Here is an 18,883-nt window from a genome sequence, read left to right on the forward strand (position 1 = left end):
TATGGATAACGCATTGGTTCTCAGCCATCTCGACGCCGGCGTGTTGACGCTGACCCTCAACCGACCGGATCGGCTCAACAGCTTTAACGACGAGATGCATCGCCAACTGAGCGAAGCATTGACGCAAGCCGAGCGCGACGACAGCGTGCGCAACCTGCTGATCGCCGGCGCCGGGCGCGGTTTCTGCGCCGGGCAAGATCTCAACGATCGCAACGTCAGCGCCGACCAACAGGCGCCGGATCTCGGCCTGTCGGTCGAACGTTTCTACAATCCCCTGATCCGTCGCCTGACCGCCCTGCCAAAGCCGGTGGTGTGCGCGGTCAACGGCGTGGCGGCCGGTGCCGGTGCCGCGTTGGCCCTGGCGTGCGATATCGTCATCGCCGCCGACAACGCCAGCTTTATTCAGTCGTTCTGCCGTCTGGGGTTGGTGCCTGACTCCGGCGGCAGCTGGTTCCTGCCGCGGCTGGCCGGCCACGCCCGCGCGATGGGCATGGCCTTGCTGGGTGACAAAGTCAGCGCCCAGCAGGCGCTGGAATGGGGCATGATCTGGCAGGTGGTGCCGGCGGACGAGCTGGCCGACCGCACGCAAACGCTGGCGCGCCATCTGGCCACCCAGCCGACCTACGGCCTGGGACTGATCAAGAAAGCCCTCTACAGCTCGGCCACCAACAGCCTCGATCAGCAGCTCGATCTGGAGCGCGATCTGCAGCGATTGGGCGGCCGCAGCGACGACTACCGCGAAGGCGTTAGCGCGTTCTTTGCCAAACGCACGCCAAACTTCAGCGGGAAATAGCCATGAACGCGCCCCTTCTTAACGGCCAGGTGGCGGTGATCGGCGCCGGCACCATGGGCATCGGCATCGCCCAGGTGGCCGCCGCCGCCGGCCATCCGGTGCGGCTGTTCGACATCGCGCCCGCCGCCGCCCAGCGCGCGATCGACGATCTCGCTCGCCGCCTGCGCCAGCGGGTAGACGGCGGCAAGGCCGACGCCGCGACCACCGAAGCGCTGCTGGCGCGCCTCGAACGCGCCGACTCCCTCGAGCAGCTGGCCGACTGCGCGCTGGTGATTGAAGCGGTGGCGGAAAATCTGGCCATCAAACAGGGCCTGTTCCGCGATCTGGAGGCGCTCTGCTCGCCCACGACGCTGTTCGCCAGCAATACCTCTTCGCTGTCGATCACCGCCATCGCCGGGGCACTGCAACACCCGGAACGCATGGCCGGGCTGCACTTCTTCAACCCGGCGCCGCTGATGAAGCTGGTGGAGATCGTCAGCGGTCTGGAGACCGGCGCCGAGACCCTCGCCGCGCTGCAGGCCCTGGCGCAGCGCTGGGGTAAGCAGAGCGTCGTGTGCCGCTCGACGCCGGGATTTATCGTCAACCGCGTGGCGCGGCCGTTCTATGCCGAAACCCTGCGCGCGCTGGAGGAACGGGTAGCCGACGCCGCCACGCTGGACGCGGTATTGCGCGACGCCGGCGGTTTCGCCATGGGCCCGCTGCAGTTGACCGATCTGATCGGCCAGGACGTCAATTACGCCGTGACCGAATCGGTATATCAGGCCTTCTATCAGGATCCGCGTTTCACCCCCTCACTGGTGCAGCAGGAGCTGGTGGCCGCCGGGCGCCTCGGCCGTAAATCCGGCCGCGGTTTCTACCGCTACGACGCGCCGCGATCCGCCGCCGAGATCGCCTTTGCGCCACCGGCGCAGGCCGCACTGCCACAACGCGTCACGCTGCACGGCGACTGGTCTTCGCTGGCCGATTTGGCGCAGCTGTTAAGCGAAAATGCGGGGGCGATCAAACAACCTGGCCAGACCAGCCCACACGTCACGATCGACGACGTTACACTGATGTTAACCAATGGTAAAACCGCCGACCAACTGGCTGACGAACGTGGAACGCCCGTGGTGCTGTTCGATCTCTGTGCCGACTATGCGCGTGCCTCCGCCATCGCCATCAGCTGCGCGGCGCAAAACGATGCGCAACACAATGCCAAAGCAATACGCCTGCTGCAGTCCCTCGGCAAGCAGGTCATTCCGTTGCCGGATTACCCTGGCCTGCTGACGATGCGTACCCTGGCCATGTTGGCCAACGAAGCGCTCGACGTGGTGAACAAAGGCGTCGCCGGTGCCGAAGATACCGATCTGGCGATGCTGCGCGGCGTCAACTATCCGCGCGGCCCGCTGGCCTGGGGCGCCGCGCTCGGCTGGCGCCACATTCTGACGACGCTGGAAAACCTGCAACGCTATTACGGCGAGGCGCGCTATCGCCCGATGCCGCTGCTGCGCCGCTATGCTTCCCCCGCCACTTTCCCAGGAGCCGAACGATGAACGCCAATACGCCGCGCGCGCTGGCTCAGCGCTGCGCCGAACAGATGTTTCAGCAAGATACCTGCGCTCAGGCGATGGGGATGCACATTGATGCCGTCGACGCCGGGTACGCTCAGGTCAGCATGACCGTCGGCCCGCAGATGCTCAACGGCCACCAGACCTGCCACGGCGGCCAGCTGTTCAGCCTGGCGGACACCGCCTTCGCCTACGCCTGCAACAGCCAGGGATTGGCGGCGGTGGCCTCCGGCTGCAGCATCGACTTCGTCCGCCCGGCGCTGGCCGGCGATCGCCTCACCGCCAGCGCGGAGATGCGCCATCAGGGCAAAGCTACCGGGCTGTATGACGTCGAAATCGTTAATCAACGGGGCAAAACCGTCGCCTGGTTCCGCGGCCGCGCGCACCGTCTCGGCCACAGTATTTTAGGAGATCAGGCATGAATCAGGCATTTATCTGCGACGGTGTGCGCACCCCGATCGGCCGCTATGGCGGCGCACTGGCCCAGGTGCGCGCCGACGATCTCGCCGCCCTGCCGCTGCGCGTGCTGCTGGAACGCCATCCGCAGGTCGATTGGGCGCAGCTGGACGACGTGATCCTCGGCTGCGCCAACCAGGCCGGGGAAGACAACCGCAACCTAGCGCGTATGGCATTGCTGCTGGCCGGGCTACCGGTCGGCGTGTCCGGCACCACGGTGAACCGCCTGTGCGGTTCGGGCCTGGATGCGCTGGCGATGGCGGCGCGCAGCATCAAGGCCGGCGACGCCGGGCTGCTGCTGGCGGGCGGCGCGGAATCGATGACCCGCGCGCCGCTGGTGATGGGCAAGGCCGACAGCGCCTTCAGCCGCCAGGCGCAGCTGTACGACACCACCCTCGGCTGGCGCTTCGTCAACCCGCGGATGCAGGCCGAGTTCGGCACCGATTCGATGCCGGAGACCGCCGAAAACGTCGCGGCGCAGTTCAACATCAGCCGCGCCGATCAGGACGCCTTTGCGCTGCGCAGCCAGCAGCGCGCCGCCCGAGCGCAGGCGCTGGGCCACCTGGCGCAGGAGATAGCCCCGGTCAGCCTCACCGGCAAAAAAGGCGCGGTGACGCTGTTCAGCCAGGATGAACACCCACGCCCCGACACCACCTTTGATCAGCTGCAGGCGCTGAAAACCCCGTTCCGTCAGCCCGGCAGCGTCACCGCCGGCAACGCCTCGGGCCTGAACGACGGTGCGGCGGCCCTGATCGTCGCCTCCGAAGCGATGGCGGTGCGCCAGGGGCTGACGCCGCGCGCGCGCATCGTTGCCACCGCCACCTGCGGCGTGGAGCCGCGGCTGATGGGCATCGGCCCGCTGCCGGCCACCCGCAAGGTGCTGGAGATCGCCGGGCTGAGCCTGGCGCAGATGGACGTTATCGAACTGAACGAAGCGTTCGCCGCCCAGGCGTTGGCGGTAATGCGCCAGCTTGGCCTGCCGGACGATGCCCCGCAGGTCAACCCCAACGGCGGCGCGATCGCCCTGGGGCATCCGCTGGGCATGAGCGGCGCGCGCCTGGCGCTGGCCGCCCTGTTTGAACTGGAACGGCGAGCCGGCCGCTACGCGCTTTGCACCATGTGCATCGGCGTCGGCCAGGGCATCGCCATGATCATTGAGCGTGTCTGACCCCTGAGGCTAATCATGACAATAAATCCACAGCCCCTCGAAACGATTGAATTCGCCTCGCGCGATGAGATTGAAGCGTTGCAGTTGGCGCGTCTGAAGTGGACGCTGCACCACGCCTACGACAATGTGCCGATGTACAAGCGCAAATTCGACCAGGCCGGCGTACACCCCGACGATCTTAAGCAGCTGAGCGATCTGGCGCGCTTCCCCTACACCACCAAGCAGGATCTGCGCGACAACTACCCGTTCGACACCTTCGCGGTGCCGATGGAACAGGTGGTGCGCATCCACGCCTCCTCGGGCACCACCGGCCGCCCGACGGTGGTGGGTTACACCCAGCGCGACATCGATAACTGGGCCGACATCGTCGCCCGCTGTCTGCGCGCCGGCGGCGCCACCGCCAAAGACAAGGTGCACGTCGCCTACGGCTACGGCCTGTTCACCGGCGGTCTGGGGGCGCACTACGGCGCAGAACGGCTCGGCGCGACGGTGATCCCAATGTCCGGCGGCCAGACGGAACGCCAGGCGCAGCTGATCCTCGACTTCAAACCTGACGTCATCATGGTGACGCCGTCCTATTGCCTGACGCTGATCGACGAACTGGAGCGCAAAATGGGCGGCGACGCACGCGGCTGCTCGCTGCGGCTCGGCGTGTTCGGCGCCGAACCCTGGACCGAAGCCCTGCGCCACGAAATCGAAACCCGCATGGGCATCAAGGCGCTGGATATTTACGGCCTGTCGGAAGTGATGGGGCCGGGCGTGGCGATGGAGTGTCTGGAAAGCGGCGGCGGCCCTACCATTTGGGAAGATCACTTCCTGCCGGAGATCATCTGCCCGGAGACCGGCATCGCCCTGCCGGACGGCGAGCACGGCGAACTGGTGTTCACCACCCTGACCAAAGAGGCGCTGCCGGTGATCCGCTACCGCACCCGCGATCTCACTCGGCTGCTGCCGGGCGACGCGCGCCAGATGCGCCGCATGGGCAAGATCACCGGCCGCTCCGACGACATGCTGATCATCCGCGGCGTCAACGTCTTCCCGTCGCAGGTGGAAGAGCAGATCATGCAGTTCGAGCAGCTGTCGCCGCACTACCAGCTGCAGGTCAGCCGCAGCGGGCATCTGGACACGCTGGCGGTGCGCGTCGAGCTCAAGGAGTCGGCGCTCAGCCTCAGCCACCAGCAGCGTTGCGACATCTGCCACCAGCTGCGCCACCACATCAAATCGATCGTGGGCGTCAGCACCGACGTCAGCATCGCCAACTGCGGCGATATCCCGCGCTCAGAAGGCAAGGCGCAGCGCGTGGTCGATTTGCGGCCGCGCTGAAGCGCACGGCGTCACGGATGACGCCGCCTTAAATTATGGTAATGTTATGGCTCATCGAAGGCTAACCCATGGAAAAATATGGAACATAAACTGGATGAGTTCATTCGCCATGCCGTCGACGCGCAGCCGATCAGCGGTACCTCGCTGATCATTTCGCTGTACGGCGACGCGCTCAGCCATCGCGGCGGCGAAGTGTGGCTCGGCAGCCTGAGCGCGCTGCTGGAGGCCTTCGGTTTCGGCGATCGCTTCGTGCGCACCTCGGTGTTCCGCCTGCAGAAAGAGGGTTGGCTGGCGGTGGAGAAAATAGGCCGCCGCAGCTTCTACCGCGTGACCGAGCAGGGAATGCGCCAGTTCCGCCACGCCGAGTCGAAAATCTATCTGCGCGAGCAACCCGCCTGGGATGGCAAGTGGGAGCTGTTGTTGCTGGAAAGCGCCGAAAAAAACGCGCGCGCACGGCTGAAAAAAGAGCTGGGCTGGCTCGGGTTCGGGCAGATCGCCAACAACCTGATGGCCGCCCCCACCCATGCGCAGACCGACGTGACGGCGCTGCTCGGCGAACTGAACGCCAGCGAGCAAGTGATCTACTTTCGCGCCGATTACCCCTACAATCGCTCCGAGCAAACCCTGCAAAAATTGGTGGCCGACTGCTGGTCGCTAAGCGACGTGGCGGCCGGCTATCACGAGTTTATCGTCTCCTTCCGGCCGCTGATGGCGCTGCTGCGCGAAGTTGACCCGGCGGCGCTGACGCCGCTGCGCGGTTTCCAGATTAAGCTATTATTGATTCACTTCTTCCGTCGCGTGGTGTTGAAAGATCCGCTGCTGCCGGACGCGCTGCTGCCCGCGCAGTGGGAGGGCCAGATCGCCCGCAACCTGTGCATCAATCTTTATCAGCAGGTCGATCGCGCCGCGACGGAGTACGTCAGCGCGCTGGCGGAAACCACCATCGGCGCCCTGCCCGCGCCGGCCGCCGGCTACTATCGGCGCTTCGGCGGCCTGCCGCGCGACCCTACATTTTAAGGAACTCACGCTATGCTTGTGTATCAGATTGACGGCCTGACGCCGGTCGTCGACCCCAGCAGTTACGTGCACCCGACGGCGGTGCTGATCGGCGACGTGATCGTCGGCAAGCAGGTGTATATCGGCCCGAATGCCAGCCTGCGCGGCGATTTTGGCCGCCTGGTGATCTGCGACGGCGCCAACATTCAGGACAACTGCGTGATGCACGGCTTCCCGCAGCAGGACACGGTGGTGGAAGAAGACGGCCATATCGGCCACGGCGCCATCCTGCACGGCTGCCGCATTCGCCGCAACGCGATGGTGGGCATGAACGCAGTGGTGATGGACGGTGCGGAGATCGGCGAAAACACCATCGTCGGCGCGATGGCGTTCGTCAAAGCCGCGGCGGTGATCGAAGCCAACAAGCTGGTGGTCGGCAGCCCGGCGCGCGTGCTGCGCGATCTGACCGAACAGGAATTGGCCTGGAAGATCGCCGGCACCCGCGAGTATCAGGATCTGGTACAGCGCTGCAAATCCTCGCTGCACGAAGTGGCGCCGCTAACCGAAATCGAACCGGGCCGCCAGCGCCTGAGCTTCGGCGACCACCTGATCCCAAAAAGCCAGCTGTAATCCCCGGGGCTGAGGCACGCCTCAGCCCCTTCCCTTATTACTCCGCCTCCGGCGCCTTGAACGGCGACGGCGCAGCCGCGCGGCGGCTCTGGCAGTGATAAGCCACCACCAGCAGCAAGGTGAACGGAATACCGAACCACAGCGTCATGCGGAAGAATTCGGTAAACGCCGTCGAGATCATCAGCGCCGCCATCAGCCCGGCGCCCAGCAAGGTGGTATAGGGGAACCCCCACATGCGGAATTTCAGGTGGGTCTGCCGGTGCCGGCGGCGGAAGAACAGATGGGTGACGAAAATCATCAGCCAGGTAAAGCAGGCGCCATACACCGAGATAGACATCATGGCGGCGAACGACGTTTCCGGCGCCACCAGGCTCAGCACGATAGACACCACGATACCGATGCACGACATCGCCAACGCATTGACCGGAATGCCGCGCCGGCTGACGCGCCCCAATGCCGCCGGCGCCTGCCCGGCACGCGACAGCGAGAACATCATGCGGGTGGTGATGTACAGCTGGCTGTTCATCGCCGACAGCGCCGCCACCAGCACGATAAAGTTGAAAATACCGGCGGCGGCGGGCAGATGAATCACGTTCATCGCCATCAGGAACGGGCTTTCGCCGGTGCCGGACTGGCGCCAGGGCACGATGGCCAGCATCAGGGCGATCGACAGCATGTAGAAGATGAACAGCCGCACGATGGTGCCCTTGAACGCCGCCTTCACTGCAATCACCGGATTTTTCGCCTCGCCGGCGGCCACCGCGATCATTTCAATGCTCAGATAGCTGAAGATGGACACGATCACCGCGAACCACATGCCCTTGACGCCAAACGGCATGAAGCCGCCGGCGGTCAGGTTGCGCAAGCCGTAGGCCGGGTTGCCCGAGAACGCCAGAATGCCGATGCCGATCAGAATGAACGCCACGATCGCCGTCACTTTGACGGTGGACAGCGCGTATTCCACCTGGCCGAACGACTTCACGCCGATCACGTTGACCACGATCACCGCCGCCGAGAACAGCAGCACCCACGGCCAGGTCGGCGTCGCCGGGAACCAGAACTGCATGTACATGCCGATGGCGGTAACTTCGGTGCCCACCGCCAGCACCACGCAAGACCAGTAGGAATAACGCACCAGAAAACCGAACAGCGGGCCGAGATAGAATTCGGCGTAGTCGCCGAACGAGCCGGGCGTCGGGTGTTCGGAGGTCATTTCCGCCAGGCTGCCCATCAACAACAGCGCAATAACGCCGCCGATCAGGTAGCTCAGCAATACCGACGGCCCCGCCATCTGAATGGCGTAGGCGCTGCCGAGAAACAGCCCGGTGCCGATGGCGCCGCCGATCGCCAGCATCGACATCTGCCCGGCGGTAAGATGCTTGTTCAACCCGCCCTGGCGGCGGGCGATATGCTCAAAATCATTCATCTGTGGCATGGCGGTGTTCCCGAGCGAAGTTAGGCGGTACGGGTGACGTCGAGAATGGCGGCGGTCACATAGTCGATATTGCCGGGGTTGAGCCCCGGCAGACACATGCGGCCGGGCGCCACCAGATAGATGGCGTAGCGTTGCCGCAGGGTCTGCAGCTGCGCTTCGTTCAGACCGGTGTAGCTGAACATGCCGCGCTGATCGCGTATGCGCCGGTGATCCAGCGAAGAGCCGCCCTGCACCAGGCCGGCAGCCAGCTGCTCACGCATCTGCTTGATGCGCATGCGCATTTCCGCCAGCTCATTGCGCCAACGTTCACCCAGTTCGGCGTCGCCGAGCAGGGTTTCCACGATCTGGCTGCCGTGCGTCGGCGGGCAGGAGTAGCTGCGGCGGATCAGCGTTTTTAACGCGCCTTTGACGTTGGCGGCGTTTTGCGCATCGGCGCAGCGTACCGACAGCGCGCCCAGCCGCTGGCCGTACAGCGCGACATTTTTGGAAAACGAGTTGCAGACCAAAAACGGCAGATCGGTTTTCAGCGCTTCGCGCAACGCAAAGCAGTCCTCCTCCAGCCCGTCGCCGAAGCCCTGGTAGGCGATATCGAACAGCGGCAGCAGGTTGCGTCGCTGCAGCACGGCGAGCGTGGCGCGCCACTGCTCCGGCGTCAGATCGGTGCCGGTCGGGTTATGACAGCAAGGATGCAACAGGACTACGCTGCCGGGCGGCAGGCTGTCCAGCGCGTCGAGCATGGCGGCGAAACGCAAGCCGCCCGCCGTTTCGTCAAAGTAGGGATAGGTATTCACCCGCAGCCCGGCGCCTTCAAATATCGCCCAGTGATTGGCCCAGGTGGGATCGGACACCCAAATGTCACCGCACGCCAGGAAGTGGCGCAAAAAATCCGCCGCCAGCTTCAGCGCGCCGGAGCCGCCGACGGTCTGCACCGTGGCGATCTCGGCCGCCTGTTGCTCGCCGAACAGCAGCGCCTGCACTTGGCGAGCGAACTGCGGCGAACCTTCGATCGGCGGATAACCGTGCGGGCGACGCAGCGCCAGCAACCGCTGCTCGGCGGCCTCGACCGCCTGCATCAGCGGAATATTTCCCTGCCGGTCGTAATACAGACCGATACCTAAATTCACTTTCTGCGGATTGGGGTCCTGCAAATAAGCTTCCATCAGCGACATAATAGGATCGGCCGCGGAGGGTGCAATCTGTTTAAACATGACGCATCCTTAACTCGTTATTGAATTAATATAAAGGCGAACTTAAGAAGAAATTAAATCAGGCGATGGCGCTGACGGTAATTTCTATTTTCATTCCCGGCACCACCAATTTTTCGACAATAACCGTGGAGCGGTTGGGATAAGGATAATTAAAGTATTTCCGGTAAATCTCATCGAGACATTTAACGTCGTTGACGTCGGTAAGATACACGATCACCTGCAGCACCTTATCGCTGTGGCTGCCCGCCGCCTTCAACGTCTGCGCCAGGTTATCGAAGGTTAACGCAATCTGTCGCTCCGGCGCGCCGGTCTCGATGCTGCCGTCCGCCCGCACCGGGCCGTGGGCGGTAAACAGCATACCGCCGCCCCGGGTGGCCCAGGAAAAAGGCTGGCCGATGTCCGGCAGCCCGGTCTCTACGATCTCGCGCATGTCAGTGGTTTCCGTGGTGGTCAAGTTGGCGAAGCAGCGCGCCGTCGACGGCGAACAACGCATCCAGAATGGTGAAATGATTGGCGCCGGGCACCGCGACCAGTTCTGCAGACAACCCGCGTTGGCGGAGCGCCGCGTGATAGTGTTGCGACTGGCCGATCAGCTCCGGCAGCTCCAATGCGCCGTAATACAGCGTGAGCGGCTTGCCGCGCACCGGGGGCCGGCGCGCCGGGCTTAGCGTTTCAATTTGCCGCGCGGTCAGCTGCAGCGCCCGATTGACATAGCTTTCTTGCAGCGGCGCCAGTTCGAACAGGCCGCTGATGGGAAAGACCGCATCCACCAGCGCATGCTGCTGCCAAAATGCCGCCAGATGGCCGCCGGCGGAATGGCCACACAGATGCACCGGATGGGCATAGTGCAGCGGCAGACGGCGCTGAATGGCATCAAGCGCCGCCCCCACCTGGCGGCAAATAGCGTCAAGATTAACCGCCGGTGCCAGCGCATATTCCACCAGCACCACGTCAAAACCCAACGCCAACGGCCCGGCGGCGATAAAGGCGAAATCCGCCTTATCGCAAAATTGCCAATAGCCGCCGTGAATAAAAATTAACGTCCCCTGGTGCTGCTTTGCAGAATAGAGCCAATCCAATGTTTCGCGTTCACTTTCGCCATACGCAATATTCTTTTCATGTTTTGCCTGATAATAAATAGCCGCACTGCGGGTTTGGAATGAAGCCAAAATAGCGTCTTCATTATCCACCGTAGCGCCATTATCATAACTCCCCGCAAGTTGTTTCATATATTAAACTTCGTTTATTATTTAAGATATGAATTAACTATTAGCACCGGTGACATTATTGTCAAGACGGGCGCATCAGCAATGCGCGTCCGGTAAAATAAAATAACGCCGGCGGCGAAAAAGTTTAGCCCATGAAACTTTTTGCGCTTATTTCCCCCGTCCATCCGGCTGAATTTGCGGCAATGCGCTGAGCCGTTCAAACGCATAATCCCAGAAGGCGCGCACCTTCAGCGGCATGCGCTGCGCCTGCTGCGCCACCAGCTGTACCGGCATCGGCAACGGCTCATGATCCACCAGCAGCCGCACCAGCGTACCGGCGGCCAAATCGTCCGCCACCTGATACGAGAGTAGGCGGGCGATGCCTTTGCCGGCGCGCACCGCCAGCAGTTGCGCTTCCACGTCGTTGAGCAACAGCCGGGGGGCCAATCGCACCCGCTCGCCGTTTTCCTGCGGGCCGAAGCGCCATTCGCGCAGCGACGGCCGCTGGGTGCCGACGATAGTGGCGTGTTCCGCCAGCTGCGCCGGTGAGCGCGGTTCCCCCCAACGCGCCAGATAATCCGGGTTGGCGACCGTCACCCGGCTGACCTGCCCCAACCGCCGCGCCACGCGCGAAGAGTCCTGCAGATGACCGATGCGCACCGCGATATCCAATCCTTCGTCAATCAGATCGAGATTGCGATCGTTCAACACCATTTCGATCTGCATCTGCGGGTAGTCATCGAGAAACGCCATCACCACCGGCGCCACGTAGCGGCGACCGAACTGCACCGGCGAAGTGACGCGCAGCAAGCCGCTCAGCTGCGCTTCGGCGGTATCCTGCACCACCGCCTGATAATCCTGCAGCAGCTGTTGCGCGCGCTCCAGCAGCCGCACGCCCGCCTCGGTAGGCGCCAGCCGCCGGGTGGTACGTTCCACCAGCCGGGTGCCGAAACGCTGTTCCAGCGCGGCGATCGCCCGGGTGATCGCCGGCGCCGAACGCCGCAGTTTGCGCCCGGCGGCAGCCAGGCTGCCCTGCTGCACCACCGCCACGAAGATGGCCAACTCGTCTAACCGATCCATAGACTCTTCCGATAAGTGAAATTATCAATTTCCACATTGCCGGATTCCGCTCATTCACCGCAAGAGTATCCTGAAAAAAACACTGAGGAGAAACGCCATGTCCACCATCACCCTCTACGGCACCCCGCTTTCCGGCCACGTTCACCGCGTGGCCTTGCTGCTGCGCATGCTGGCGCTGCCCTATGAATGGGTAGAGGCCTCGGCAGACGTGCGGCAGAGCGCGGCCTTTCGCCGGCTCAACCCGTTCGGCCAGATCCCGGTCTTGCAGGACGGCGATCTGACGCTGGCCGACAGCAACGCCATTCTGGTCTATCTGGTGAAACGCTACGCGCCGGACAGCCACTGGCTGCCGGAACAGCCGGTGGCGGCGGCGCGGGTGCAGGCCTGGCTTTCCAAAGCCGCCGGCGAAGTCCGCTACGGCCCGGCCTCCTGCCGATTGATCGCCCAGTTCGCGGTGCCGGAGGATTACCAGGCGGCGCGGGCAATCAGCGATCGTTTTCTGCCGCAGATGGAGCAGCACCTGAGCGAGCGCGGCTACCTGGCCGGCGAACAGGCGACCATCGCCGATCTGGCCTGCTACAGCTATGTGGCGGTCGCAGGCGAAGGCGGCATTTCGCTGGCGCCTTACCCCGCGATACGGCGCTGGGTGGCGCGCATCGCGGCGCTTCCCGGCTTCTTCGCCATGCCGGCCCTGCCGGAACCGGCGGCGAGCTGACGCCATGATCCCGCAACGGTTCCACCCCGATGAGCTGCGCGCGCAGACGCTGGCCGGATTCGATCGCGTGGGCGGCGGCATCTACCCCGCGATGCCGGATCAGCACCGCGCGTTTTTCGCCGCGCTGCCCTACCTGTTCGTCGCTACGCTGGACGACCAGGGCTGGCCCATCGCCACCCTGTTCAGCGGCCCGCCCGGATTTTTACGCACGCCGGACGACACGCACCTGCGCATCAGCGCGCCGCGCCGCAGCGACGATCCCGCCCAGGCGCTGTTGCTGCCCGGCAAACCGGTCGGCGCGCTCGGGCTCGACTTCAGCAACCGGCGGCGTAACCGCGCCAACGGCACCGTCGGCCGCACCGATAAAAACCGGGTGGAGATCGTCGTTCACCAAAGCTTCGGCAACTGCCCGCAGTACATTCAGCGCCGCGAACTCTACCCGGTGGAGAGCCGGCCACAGCCGGTTGCGCATTTAACGTCGCTCGATGCGGCGGCGCAGGCGCTGATCCGCACCGCGGACACCAGCTTCGTCGCCAGCGGCGCGCACCTGGCACTGGCGCAGGGCGGCGTCGATATTTCCCATCGCGGCGGGCGCCCCGGCTTTATCCATCTGGAAGGCGACACGCTGTGGATGCCGGACTTTCGCGGCAACCGCTATATGAATACGTTGGGCAACCTGCTGGCCGAACCGCGGGCGGCGCTGCTGTTCATCGATTTCGAGCGCGGTGACGTACTGCATCTGCAAGGAAAAACGCAGATCCTCTGGCAGGCGGCAGGGGATCCCGGCGTTGAAGGGGCGGAACGTTATTGGCGGTTTGACGTTCACCGCGCCTGGCGCTTTGCGGCGGCGTTGCCGTGGCGGGGACGCGATCTGGAGTATTCGCCGGCGACGCTGGCGACCGGAGTGTGGCGCCGCTGAAATGAAAAGCCCCGCTGCGGCGGGGCTGAATCGGGAAATTACAGGCTGTGTTCGGCCGCCGCTGCGGCCTGATAAAGCTGACGAAAATAACTCAACCGCGCAAAGAACAGGCGGCTTTGCTGCTCCGACATATTGCCGGCCACCTGCCCGGCGTCAATCTGCCGCCCTTGCCATTCCATCAGGGCGATGCTCGACGCCAAAAAATCCATTTCGCTGCCGTAGGCCGCGAGATGCCAGTCCACTGATTTCATCATTCGCACACTCCTTTTAATCACATCGAAAAGGGTTATATGCCTGCTCTTTCAGTATCGGCCCGCCGGCGGATGTTTTTTGTACAGAAGGTGCGCATGAAGAAAATGCTCATCTTGTCGCCACGGTGGCAAACGGCGGCGGCAAAGTTTGCTAGGGTAAAGGGTAGCCGTATGGGATAGACCATTCTGTTGAACTCAGCAAAGGAAGAGACCAATGAGCACCAGCATCAGCGCTACCCTCAAGGATCCCACGCTGTTCCGCGAGGCCAATTACATCGACGGGCAATGGTTGCCGGCCAAAGCAGGCCACGCGATCGCCATTCATAACCCCGCCAACGGTGAGCTGGTCGGCCATGTGCCAGCCTTCGGCGCCGAAGAAACCGCGCGCGCCATCGCCGCCGCCAAAAAAGCGCTGCCCGCCTGGCGGGCGCTGACCGCCAAAGAGCGCGCAGGCAAACTGCGGCGGCTGTTTGAGCTGATGATGGAAAATCAGGAGGATCTGGCGCGCATCATGACGGCGGAACAGGGTAAACCGCTGGCCGAAAGCCGCGGTGAAATCGCCTATGCCGCCTCCTTTATCGAATGGTTCGCCGAGGAAGGCAAGCGGGTCTACGGCGACACCATTCCGCAGCCCCAGGCCGGTCGCCGCATCATCGTGCAGAAAGAGCCGATCGGCGTGTTCGCCGCCATCACCCCGTGGAACTTCCCGGCGGCGATGATCACCCGCAAAGCCGGCCCCGGCTGGGCGGCGGGTTGCACCGGGGTGATCCGCCCCGCCAGCCAGACCCCGTTCTCGGCGCTGGCGATCGCCGTGCTGGCGGAGCGCGCCGAGCTGCCCGCCGGGGTGTGCAACGTGATCACCGGCCCCAGCAAAGGCATCGGCGGCGAACTCACCGCCAACCCGGATGTGCGTAAACTCTCCTTCACCGGCAGCACCGAAGTCGGCGCGCAGCTGCTGGCCCAGTGTGCGCCCACCATCAAGAAAACCAGCATGGAGTTGGGCGGCAACGCGCCGTTTATCGTCTTCGACGACGCCGATCTGGACGCCGCCGTGGCCGGCGCGGTCGCCTCGAAATACCGCAACGCCGGCCAGACCTGTGTCTGCACCAACCGTTTTCTGGTGCAGGACGGCGTGTACGACGCCTTCGCCGCCAAGCTGAAAGCCGCCGTCGCCAAGCTGAAAGTCGGCAACGGCCTGGATGACGGCGTCTCCATCGGCCCGTTGATTAACCCGGACGCGGTGGAGAAAGTGCGCGAGCATATCGCCGACGCCGTCGAGCACGGCGCCTCGGTGCTGTTGGGCGGCAAGCCTGACGCGCTGGGCGGCAATTTCTTCACCCCGACCATCCTGACCGATGTGCCGCGCACGGCGAAAATCTTCCGTGAGGAGACGTTCGGCCCGGTGGCGCCCCTGATCCGCTTCAGCCAGGAGGCCGACGCCGTCGAACTGGCCAACGACACGCCGTTCGGCCTGGCCGCTTACTTCTACAGCCGCGACATCGGCCGGGTGATGCGCGTGGCCGAAGCGCTGGAGTACGGCATTGTCGGCATCAACGAAGGGCTGATTTCCACCGAGGTGGCGCCGTTCGGCGGCATGAAGCACTCCGGTTTGGGCCGCGAAGGCTCAAAATACGGCATCGAGGACTATCTCGAAATCAAATACCTGTGCCTCGGCGGTTTGGGCGCCTGATGTGAGGGGCCTCCGCGCCTGCGGGGGCCCTGTCTGGCGGTTTTGGGCAGCCTTTGCTACCTTTAGGCATCTTTTCAGCGGTTAAAAGGAATTGCCTCTATGCAGCCCCTCTCGGTACACCTGCCCGGTTTTTACGTCGCCGGCCAGACAATCAGAACCACCAATCAGGACGAAACCCGGCCCGAGACGGCTAAAATCCCGGCGCTGTGGTCAGACTTTTTCGCCACCTCGCCCGCCATGCCGGTTTACGGGGTCTACTCCAACTACGCCTCCGATGCCAGCGGGCCGTTTGATGTCACCGCCGGCAGTGAGGCACAGAGCGGTTTGCACATCCAACCTGGCCGCTATCTGGTGTTCCAGGCCCGAGGCGCCATGCCGGCAGCGGTCATCGAAGGCTGGCAAGCCATCTGGACCTACTTCGAGCAACACCCGGAAATCGAACGTCGCTTCCTGACCGACTTCGAAGCCTATACCGGCCCCGACGCGGTCGATATCCATATCGGCTGCCGCTAACGCGACAGTGAGGTCAACAATGATGACGCTCTCCCCCGCCATTCCGATTCTGCGTATCTTTTCAGTCGACAAGGCCAAAGAGTTTTATCTGGATTTTCTCGGTTTCACGCTGGCGTGGGAGCACCGTTTCAGCGAAGACCTGCCGCTGTACATGCAGGTGACCCGCGCCGGGCTGACGCTGCACCTGAGCGAACACTACGGCGACAGCACGCCCGGCGCCGCCATTTTCATCCCGGTGCACGATATCGACGCGCTGCACCGGGAGCTCACGGCCAAAAACTACCGCTATGCCCGGCCGGGGCTGGAGGTTGTCGACTGGGGCAAAGAGCTCAACCTCACCGATCCGTTCGGCAACCGGCTGCGGTTTTGCGAACAGAGTCCCCCGGCCTGATCGGCGTTATGGCCGGTATTCCGCCTCGCTGACCGGCTCCAGCCAGGTCACCGGGCTGCCGTCCACCGCTTCGGCGATGGCGATATGGGTCATGGCAGTGTCCGGTGTCGCACCGTGCCAGTGTTTGACGTCAGCCGGTATCCAAACGATATCGCCGGGATGCATCTCCTGCGTCTTCTCGCCCCACATCTGGATCCACCCGCGCCCCTGAGTGACGATCAGCGTCTGGCCGAGCGGATGCGTATGCCATGCCGTGCGGGCGCCGGGTTCGAAGGTGACGGTCGCGCCGCCTACCCTGGCCGGCGCGTCACCGGCGAACGGCGCGTCGATGCGTACCTGCCCGGTAAAATAATCCGCCGAACCGCGCTGTGATGGGATAGAACCGCTGCGTTGTATTTTCATCTGTCGTGTCCTCCGCGCCGGCTTTCCAACCTACGCTGATAGTTGTGAGTCAGTGATGCCAAGATAGCGCCGTGTTTTTCCGGCGACTAGCGGGTAAAATGCGCAAGGAGCTATGAGCTCAATTCATAAATCTACGCGCGACAGCGCCCCAACCTTGCTCTCCGGTGCCGGTATGTTGAAAGAAAACTTTAACGATCTGATCGCTTTCCTGATGGTCGCCAGGGAACGCAGCTTCACCAAAGCGGCGGCGCAGCTTGGCGTTTCCCAATCGGCACTCAGCCACGCTATTCGCGGCCTGGAAGAACGCCTGGCGCTGCGTTTGCTCACGCGCACCACGCGCAGCGTCGCCCCCACCGAGGCCGGTGAGCGGCTGCTCAACAGCATTGGCCCGCGCTTGGCGGAGATTGAAAGCGAGCTGAACGCGCTGGGTGAAATGCGCGATCGGCCCGCCGGCAACATCCGCATCACCGCCGGCGAACACGCGGTGGATGCGGTACTGTGGCCGGTGCTGCGCACTTTTCTCGTCGATTACCCGGATATCAACGTGGAAATCACCGTCGACAATAGCCTGACCGACATCGTCGCCGGGCGATTCGACGCCGGAATTCGCCTGGGGGAACAGGTGGCGAAGGACATGGTCGCGGTGCGCATCGGGCCGGACATGCGCATGGTGCCCGTCGCCTCCCCTGACTATTTCGCCCGTTACGGCCTCCCCGCTACGCCGCAAGCGCTGCAAAACCATCGCTGCATCAACATGCGCCTGCCCACCCTCGGCGGGCTGTACGCCTGGGAATTTGCCCGCGATGGCCGGGAGATTAAAGTGCGGGTGGAGGGGCAGCTGACCTTCAACAGCCTGCGCCAGCGAATCGACGCCGCGCAGCTCGGCCTCGGCATCGCCTTTGTGCCGGAAGATACCGTCGCCGAGCCGCTGGCCGACGGTCGGTTGCTGATGGCGCTGGACGACTGGTGCCCGCCGTTTCCCGGTTATTACCTCTATTATCCAAGCCGCAGGCAACACACTACCGCCTTTGCGCTGCTGATTGAGGCGCTGCGACGCGGGGCTTAACGCCCGACGTTCTTCTGCAGATGCGCCGGGTAACGATCGCCGATCACGTCGATAGCGGAGAGCGCACGCTCGATCTCGCCCAGTTCGTCCGCCGCCAACACCACCGACGCCGCCGCAAGGTTTTCTTCCAGCCGGTGACGCTTGGTGGTTCCCGGGATCGGCACGATCCACGGCTGCTGGGCCAGCAGCCAGGCCAGGGCGATCTGCGCCGGCGTCACGCCTTTGCGCTGCGCTATCTGCCCCAGCACGCTCAACAGCGCCTGATTGGCCCGGCGCGCTTCGGCGCTGAAGCGCGGCACCACGTTGCGAAAATCGCCGCTGTCAAAGGTGGTGTTCTCGGTAATGGCGCCGGTGAGAAAGCCCTTGCCGAGCGGGCTGAACGGCACCAGACCGATGCCCAGCTCTGCCAGCGTCGGCAAGATTTCACGCTCCGGCTCGCGCCACCACAGCGAATATTCGCTTTGCAGCGCCGTGACCGGCTGCACCGCGTGAGCTCGCCGAATGGTTTGCGCACCGGCTTCCGACAGGCCGAAATACTTCACTTTCCCTTCGCGAATCAGTTGCTGCACCGTACCGGCCACCTCCTCGATAGGCACCTCAGGATCGACACGGTGCTGATACAGCAAATCGATCGTCTCTATCCGCAGGCGCTTCAACGAGCCTTCCACCGCCTGGCGAATATGCTCCGGACGGCTGTTCAACACCTGCTGCCCCGCCGGCTGCGGCAGATCGAAACCGAACTTGGTGGCGATGACGACCCGATCGCGCACCGGCGCCAGCGCTTCGCCCAACAATTCCTCGTTCGTGAACGGACCATAAATCTCGGCGGTATCGAAGAACGTCACGCCCTCGTCAACCGCGGCACGGATCAGATCGACCGCCTGCCGTTTGTCGGTGGCCGGGCCGTAACCAAAGCTCAGTCCCATACAGCCCAACCCCAACGCCGAGACTTCCAGCCCTTCGCGCCCCAATTTGCGTGTTTGCATCTTCACTCCCCCACTGATTGATACCGGCCCCGCCTGACGCGGAGCCGTTCCGGTGTGATGACTGTAAAACGCGACTGCCGCCATGACTATGGGGCGAAATACGCTT

At 63.8% G+C, this 18,883-nt stretch carries 21 protein-coding genes; 13 read left to right on the top strand and 8 right to left on the bottom strand.

The window, feature by feature from the left end:
- Position 1 precedes the first annotated feature (1 nt).
- From paaG to paaY, 7 genes are all read left to right on the top strand, one after another.
- On the top strand, positions 2-793 hold the full coding sequence (paaG, locus tag FUU19_RS15485) for a 2-(1,2-epoxy-1,2-dihydrophenyl)acetyl-CoA isomerase PaaG (RefSeq protein WP_230490797.1): 792 nt from the start codon (positions 2-4) through the stop codon (positions 791-793).
- A 2-nt stretch (positions 794-795) separates the two neighbouring features.
- Positions 796-2,325: a 3-hydroxyacyl-CoA dehydrogenase gene (locus FUU19_RS15490; RefSeq protein WP_230490796.1), complete on the top strand. Its 1,530-nt coding sequence runs from the start codon at positions 796-798 to the stop codon at positions 2,323-2,325.
- Positions 2,322-2,762: a hydroxyphenylacetyl-CoA thioesterase PaaI gene (gene paaI, locus FUU19_RS15495; RefSeq protein ID WP_047730362.1), complete on the top strand. Its 441-nt coding sequence runs from the start codon at positions 2,322-2,324 to the stop codon at positions 2,760-2,762. Before FUU19_RS15490 ends, paaI begins: the two co-directional genes overlap by 4 nt.
- Positions 2,759-3,964, top strand: coding sequence for a 3-oxoadipyl-CoA thiolase (gene pcaF, locus FUU19_RS15500; RefSeq protein ID WP_230490795.1), 1,206 nt, complete (start codon positions 2,759-2,761; stop codon positions 3,962-3,964). Before paaI ends, pcaF begins: the two co-directional genes overlap by 4 nt.
- Before the next feature lie 15 nt (positions 3,965-3,979).
- The gene (gene paaK, locus FUU19_RS15505) at positions 3,980-5,287 is read left to right on the top strand and encodes a phenylacetate--CoA ligase PaaK (protein ID WP_141968014.1); all 1,308 of its coding nucleotides are present in this window, start codon (positions 3,980-3,982) and stop codon (positions 5,285-5,287) included.
- Between the two features lie 78 nt (positions 5,288-5,365).
- Positions 5,366-6,304: a phenylacetic acid degradation operon negative regulatory protein PaaX gene (gene paaX / locus FUU19_RS15510; protein WP_141968012.1), complete on the top strand. Its 939-nt coding sequence runs from the start codon at positions 5,366-5,368 to the stop codon at positions 6,302-6,304.
- 12 nt (positions 6,305-6,316) lie between these two features.
- Entirely contained in the window at positions 6,317-6,913 is a 597-nt protein-coding gene (gene paaY, locus FUU19_RS15515; protein WP_230490794.1) for a phenylacetic acid degradation protein PaaY, read from the top strand.
- Between the two features lie 37 nt (positions 6,914-6,950).
- Here the strand turns inward: paaY and FUU19_RS15520 are convergent, their stop codons facing one another.
- From FUU19_RS15520 to FUU19_RS15540, 5 genes are all read right to left on the bottom strand, one after another.
- Complete coding sequence (locus FUU19_RS15520) at positions 6,951-8,348, bottom strand: amino acid permease (RefSeq protein ID WP_141968010.1); 1,398 nt, start codon at positions 8,346-8,348, stop codon at positions 6,951-6,953.
- A 20-nt stretch (positions 8,349-8,368) separates the two neighbouring features.
- Entirely contained in the window at positions 8,369-9,556 is a 1,188-nt protein-coding gene (locus FUU19_RS15525; RefSeq protein WP_230490793.1) for an amino acid aminotransferase, read from the bottom strand.
- A gap of 58 nt (positions 9,557-9,614) precedes the next feature.
- Entirely contained in the window at positions 9,615-9,986 is a 372-nt protein-coding gene (locus tag FUU19_RS15530) for a RidA family protein (protein WP_141968006.1), read from the bottom strand.
- A 1-nt stretch (position 9,987) separates the two neighbouring features.
- The gene (locus FUU19_RS15535; protein WP_230490792.1) at positions 9,988-10,785 is read right to left on the bottom strand and encodes an alpha/beta hydrolase; all 798 of its coding nucleotides are present in this window, start codon (positions 10,783-10,785) and stop codon (positions 9,988-9,990) included.
- Between the two features lie 147 nt (positions 10,786-10,932).
- Positions 10,933-11,844 carry a LysR family transcriptional regulator gene (locus FUU19_RS15540; protein ID WP_230490791.1) on the bottom strand — a complete coding sequence of 304 codons (912 nt, stop codon included), beginning with the start codon at positions 11,842-11,844 and terminating at the stop codon, positions 10,933-10,935.
- Between the two features lie 97 nt (positions 11,845-11,941).
- Between FUU19_RS15540 and FUU19_RS15545 the strand changes: the two genes are divergently transcribed.
- A complete protein-coding gene (locus FUU19_RS15545) occupies positions 11,942-12,559 on the top strand; it encodes a glutathione S-transferase family protein (protein ID WP_230490790.1) in 618 nt (205 codons plus the stop codon).
- Between the two features lie 4 nt (positions 12,560-12,563).
- Complete coding sequence (locus FUU19_RS15550; protein WP_230490789.1) at positions 12,564-13,478, top strand: pyridoxamine 5'-phosphate oxidase family protein; 915 nt, start codon at positions 12,564-12,566, stop codon at positions 13,476-13,478.
- A 38-nt stretch (positions 13,479-13,516) separates the two neighbouring features.
- Here the strand turns inward: FUU19_RS15550 and FUU19_RS15555 are convergent, their stop codons facing one another.
- Positions 13,517-13,732 (bottom strand): glycogen synthesis protein, encoded by a 216-nt coding sequence (locus FUU19_RS15555; RefSeq protein WP_230490788.1) that lies wholly within the window; start codon positions 13,730-13,732, stop codon positions 13,517-13,519.
- A 211-nt stretch (positions 13,733-13,943) separates the two neighbouring features.
- On the opposite strand from FUU19_RS15555, the gene gabD reads away from it, so the two are divergent.
- From gabD to FUU19_RS15570, 3 genes are all read left to right on the top strand, one after another.
- Positions 13,944-15,419, top strand: coding sequence for an NADP-dependent succinate-semialdehyde dehydrogenase (gabD, locus tag FUU19_RS15560; protein WP_230507171.1), 1,476 nt, complete (start codon positions 13,944-13,946; stop codon positions 15,417-15,419).
- 99 nt (positions 15,420-15,518) lie between these two features.
- Complete coding sequence (locus FUU19_RS15565) at positions 15,519-15,932, top strand: GyrI-like domain-containing protein (protein ID WP_197833525.1); 414 nt, start codon at positions 15,519-15,521, stop codon at positions 15,930-15,932.
- Between the two features lie 22 nt (positions 15,933-15,954).
- The gene (locus tag FUU19_RS15570) at positions 15,955-16,323 is read left to right on the top strand and encodes a glyoxalase superfamily protein (protein WP_141972878.1); all 369 of its coding nucleotides are present in this window, start codon (positions 15,955-15,957) and stop codon (positions 16,321-16,323) included.
- Between the two features lie 6 nt (positions 16,324-16,329).
- Here FUU19_RS15570 and FUU19_RS15575 read toward each other — a convergent pair whose 3' ends face one another.
- On the bottom strand, positions 16,330-16,725 hold the full coding sequence (locus FUU19_RS15575) for a (R)-mandelonitrile lyase (RefSeq protein WP_025303382.1): 396 nt from the start codon (positions 16,723-16,725) through the stop codon (positions 16,330-16,332).
- 172 nt (positions 16,726-16,897) lie between these two features.
- Between FUU19_RS15575 and FUU19_RS15580 the strand changes: the two genes are divergently transcribed.
- On the top strand, positions 16,898-17,791 hold the full coding sequence (locus tag FUU19_RS15580; RefSeq protein WP_043140030.1) for a LysR family transcriptional regulator: 894 nt from the start codon (positions 16,898-16,900) through the stop codon (positions 17,789-17,791).
- On the opposite strand, the gene FUU19_RS15585 is transcribed toward FUU19_RS15580, so the two are convergent.
- Positions 17,788-18,777 carry an aldo/keto reductase gene (locus FUU19_RS15585; protein ID WP_230490786.1) on the bottom strand — a complete coding sequence of 330 codons (990 nt, stop codon included), beginning with the start codon at positions 18,775-18,777 and terminating at the stop codon, positions 17,788-17,790. The genes FUU19_RS15580 and FUU19_RS15585 overlap by 4 nt on opposite strands.
- Positions 18,778-18,883 lie beyond the last annotated feature (106 nt).

It is taken from the genome of Serratia montpellierensis (assembly GCF_020858655.1).
GTDB classification, from domain to species: domain Bacteria; phylum Pseudomonadota; class Gammaproteobacteria; order Enterobacterales; family Enterobacteriaceae; genus Serratia; species Serratia montpellierensis.

Excerpts from the sequence above, each read along its gene's own strand:
- FUU19_RS15565 (WP_197833525.1), top strand. The coding sequence starts at position 15,519 with ATGCAGCCCCTCTCGGTACACCTGCCCGGTTTTTACGTCGCCGGCCAG.
- FUU19_RS15585 (WP_230490786.1), bottom strand. The coding sequence starts at position 18,777 with ATGCAAACACGCAAATTGGGGCGCGAAGGGCTGGAAGTCTCGGCGTTG.
- paaX (WP_141968012.1), top strand. The coding sequence starts at position 5,366 with ATGGAACATAAACTGGATGAGTTCATTCGCCATGCCGTCGACGCGCAG.
- FUU19_RS15490 (WP_230490796.1), top strand. The coding sequence starts at position 796 with ATGAACGCGCCCCTTCTTAACGGCCAGGTGGCGGTGATCGGCGCCGGC.
- FUU19_RS15540 (WP_230490791.1), bottom strand. The coding sequence starts at position 11,844 with ATGGATCGGTTAGACGAGTTGGCCATCTTCGTGGCGGTGGTGCAGCAG.
- FUU19_RS15520 (WP_141968010.1), bottom strand. The coding sequence starts at position 8,348 with ATGCCACAGATGAATGATTTTGAGCATATCGCCCGCCGCCAGGGCGGG.
- FUU19_RS15525 (WP_230490793.1), bottom strand. The coding sequence starts at position 9,556 with ATGTTTAAACAGATTGCACCCTCCGCGGCCGATCCTATTATGTCGCTG.
- gabD (WP_230507171.1), top strand. The coding sequence starts at position 13,944 with ATGAGCACCAGCATCAGCGCTACCCTCAAGGATCCCACGCTGTTCCGC.
- FUU19_RS15570 (WP_141972878.1), top strand. The coding sequence starts at position 15,955 with ATGACGCTCTCCCCCGCCATTCCGATTCTGCGTATCTTTTCAGTCGAC.
- FUU19_RS15535 (WP_230490792.1), bottom strand. The coding sequence starts at position 10,785 with ATGAAACAACTTGCGGGGAGTTATGATAATGGCGCTACGGTGGATAAT.
- FUU19_RS15550 (WP_230490789.1), top strand. The coding sequence starts at position 12,564 with ATGATCCCGCAACGGTTCCACCCCGATGAGCTGCGCGCGCAGACGCTG.
- paaG (WP_230490797.1), top strand. The coding sequence starts at position 2 with ATGGATAACGCATTGGTTCTCAGCCATCTCGACGCCGGCGTGTTGACG.
- FUU19_RS15530 (WP_141968006.1), bottom strand. The coding sequence starts at position 9,986 with ATGCGCGAGATCGTAGAGACCGGGCTGCCGGACATCGGCCAGCCTTTT.
- paaI (WP_047730362.1), top strand. The coding sequence starts at position 2,322 with ATGAACGCCAATACGCCGCGCGCGCTGGCTCAGCGCTGCGCCGAACAG.
- FUU19_RS15555 (WP_230490788.1), bottom strand. The coding sequence starts at position 13,732 with ATGATGAAATCAGTGGACTGGCATCTCGCGGCCTACGGCAGCGAAATG.
- FUU19_RS15575 (WP_025303382.1), bottom strand. The coding sequence starts at position 16,725 with ATGAAAATACAACGCAGCGGTTCTATCCCATCACAGCGCGGTTCGGCG.
- paaY (WP_230490794.1), top strand. The coding sequence starts at position 6,317 with ATGCTTGTGTATCAGATTGACGGCCTGACGCCGGTCGTCGACCCCAGC.
- paaK (WP_141968014.1), top strand. The coding sequence starts at position 3,980 with ATGACAATAAATCCACAGCCCCTCGAAACGATTGAATTCGCCTCGCGC.
- FUU19_RS15545 (WP_230490790.1), top strand. The coding sequence starts at position 11,942 with ATGTCCACCATCACCCTCTACGGCACCCCGCTTTCCGGCCACGTTCAC.
- FUU19_RS15580 (WP_043140030.1), top strand. The coding sequence starts at position 16,898 with ATGTTGAAAGAAAACTTTAACGATCTGATCGCTTTCCTGATGGTCGCC.
- pcaF (WP_230490795.1), top strand. The coding sequence starts at position 2,759 with ATGAATCAGGCATTTATCTGCGACGGTGTGCGCACCCCGATCGGCCGC.